Source organism: uncultured Romboutsia sp., assembly GCF_958366745.1.
GTDB classification, from domain to species: domain Bacteria; phylum Bacillota; class Clostridia; order Peptostreptococcales; family Peptostreptococcaceae; genus Romboutsia; species Romboutsia timonensis.
The window spans coordinates 1-2,810 of record NZ_CATXCO010000271.1 but is presented as its reverse complement, the minus strand read 5'-3'; the positions used below and the strand labels follow the sequence as shown (position 1 = coordinate 2,810).

The window sequence follows — 2,810 nt, the reverse complement described above, 5'->3', positions numbered from 1 at the left end:
AATAAAAATATTAGGAGATAAGCTTTTATTAAAGTACATTACAGAGGGTGAAATTGGTATAAAAGGAGTTATATACAGTATTGAGTATGTAGATTAGGGGGATATACAAGTGATAAGTTATATAAGAGGATACTATGTTATAACGGTAGAAGGTGTTTCGGTAGAAAGATTTTTAAATCATTTAATGAGAAATGGTATAAAAGTATATAATGTAAAGAAAATAAGTAGTACAAAGATTGAGTTTAATTTAGATAGAGAAGATATTAAAGCATTTAAAAATGTATATAGAGGTAGTAATTTTCAAGTAAAAATAAAACAAAGCACAGGACTACCATTTATATTAAAGAGAATATACAAGAATAAAGGAATGTGGATATGTGGAGTTATATCTTTATTCTTACTTATTATGACATCTCAATTTGTAACAGATATATATATACAAGTACCAGAGGGAATAAAAAAAGAAGATATTAGAAAAGAGCTATATCAGGTAGGATTAAAGCCAGGAGTTTATAAAAAAAGTATAGATAGAAAAGAAATAAGAGACCATATAATGCTAAAGTTTAATGATGTGGCGTATTTATCTATAAATGTTAAGGGGACAAATATATTTGTAACAGTAACTAAAAAAGCAGAAACATTAAAATCTGTAGAACAGTCAAATTATTGTAATATAATTGCTAAGAAAGATGGTATAATAGAAAAGGTAATAGCAAGAAGTGGAAATTCTGTAGTTCAAAAAGGTGATATAGTTAGAAAAGGAGACGTTTTAATAAATGGATCTAATAATAAATCAATACCAGAGGTATGGGCTACTACATTTTATGAAGCTTCTAAGAGTGCAAGTTATGAAGAAGTAGTAAAAGAAAAGAAAAAAAAAAAAAAAAATGTATATACTCTAAGCTTTTATGATAATAAATATACTATAAGAAGAAATATTAAGTATAATGATTATGTTATTGAAAATCAAGAATATAAATTATCTTTAGGAAATTATACATTTCCATTAAAATTAAAGGTAAGTACTTTCTATGAAACTGAAGATAAAAAAATAGAAAAAGATAAAGAACAAGTAAAGAAAGAATTAAAAGAAAAAACTTTAAAAGAGTTAGATTATATAATTCCAGCATCTGCACGAATAGTAGATTCTAAACATGATTATAAAGTTAATAAAAACATGTTAGAATATACAATAACTGTACAAACATCTGAAAATATAGCAAATGTATATTCTCTTAGCAAAGCAGAAGCTGAGAATATGATTAGAGAGCAAAATACTCATAAAGAAGGCGAAGAAGTGGTACCATCTAATCCAGAAAAAAGACCTATAAATGATATTAGAAATGAATTTGAAAATACTAATAATAAAGAAGATGATAATAAGGATCAAAATACGAATTGATAATTATTATTTTAACTAAGGAGGACTATACAATTGATAGTACAAAAGAATTTTATAGTTAAAGAAGAAACATTTGAAAGAGAGTTATTTGGCAATTTTGATGAAAATATCAAACTAATAGAAGATACATTAAAGATTGATGTTATTTTAAGAGAAGGAAATATAGTTTTAATGGGAGAGGAAAAAAATGTCAATCAAGCGTTGAAACTTATGACTGAACTTCATCAAAGTGTATCAAATGGTAAAAATCTAGATAAACAAAGTATTTCTTACTCATTATCTTTATTGCTTGAAGGAAGTGAAGAAAGAATAAAGGAATTAGAAGATACAATTGTTTTAACTCAAAAGGGAAAAGCAGTTCAGCCTAAAACTTTAGGTCAAAAAGAATACATAAACTTAATAAAAAATAATGATATAACTTTTGGTATAGGTCCAGCTGGTACAGGTAAAACATATTTAGCTGTAGCTATGGCTGTAAAGGCATTTAAAAGAGATGAGGTTAGTAGAATAATACTTACAAGACCAGCAGTTGAAGCTGGAGAAAACCTAGGTTTTTTACCAGGAGATTTAAAGGATAAAGTAGACCCTTATTTAAGACCATTATATGACGCATTATTTGATATGTTAGGCGCAGATAAATTTAATAAATATCTAGAAAGAGGATTGATAGAAGTAGCTCCACTTGCATTTATGAGAGGTAGAACTCTAGATAATGCATTTATTATATTAGATGAAGCTCAAAATACAACTAGAGAACAAATGAAGATGTTTTTAACTAGATTAGGGTTTGGATCTAAGGCAGTGGTAACTGGAGATTTAACTCAAACTGATTTACCTGATAATAAGAAAAGTGGTCTACTTCATGCTAGAGATGTACTAAAAGGTGTAGAAGGAATAGGAAGTATAAATTTAACTGAGAGGGATGTTGTTAGACATGCTTTAGTTCAAAGAATTATAGTAGCTTATGATAAATATGATAAAAAGCAAGAAGAAATAAAAACTAAGCACAAAGAAAAAAATACTAAGAAAAAATAAACAAAGGAAAAAAGGTGAAACAATGGAACTTATAATAGATGACAGACAAGATAAGCTAAATGTAAGCGAGGAATTAATAGAAAAAATAAAAGATATAATAATTGAATGTCTAGATTATGAAGGATATGATGATGATTATGAGGTAAGTTTATCTTTTGTAGATAATAAAGAAATACATGAATTAAATAAACAGTTTAGAGGGATAGATAGACCTACAGATGTATTATCATTTCCTATGTTAAGTGATGATTTTGATATAGAATTAGAGGAAGAATCACTAGGTGATATAGTAATATCTTTAGAAAGAGCATTTGAGCAAAGTAAAGAATATAATCATAGTTTTGAAAGAGAAGTATGTTTTTTAGTTTGCCAT

Annotated in this window: 3 protein-coding genes; all 3 read left to right on the top strand. The window is 26.7% G+C overall.

Features of this window, described 5'->3' with window-relative positions:
- Positions 1–109 precede the first annotated feature (109 nt).
- A complete protein-coding gene (gene yqfD / locus Q5F54_RS12555; RefSeq protein WP_302334537.1) occupies positions 110–1,402 on the top strand; it encodes a sporulation protein YqfD in 1,293 nt (430 codons plus the stop codon).
- Positions 1,403–1,435: 33 nt separating this feature from the next.
- A complete protein-coding gene (locus tag Q5F54_RS12550) occupies positions 1,436–2,437 on the top strand; it encodes a PhoH family protein (protein ID WP_071121208.1) in 1,002 nt (333 codons plus the stop codon).
- Positions 2,438–2,459: 22 nt separating this feature from the next.
- Positions 2,460–2,810 (top strand): rRNA maturation RNase YbeY (ybeY, locus tag Q5F54_RS12545; protein ID WP_302334536.1); only part of this gene is annotated, 351 nt, incomplete at its 3' end.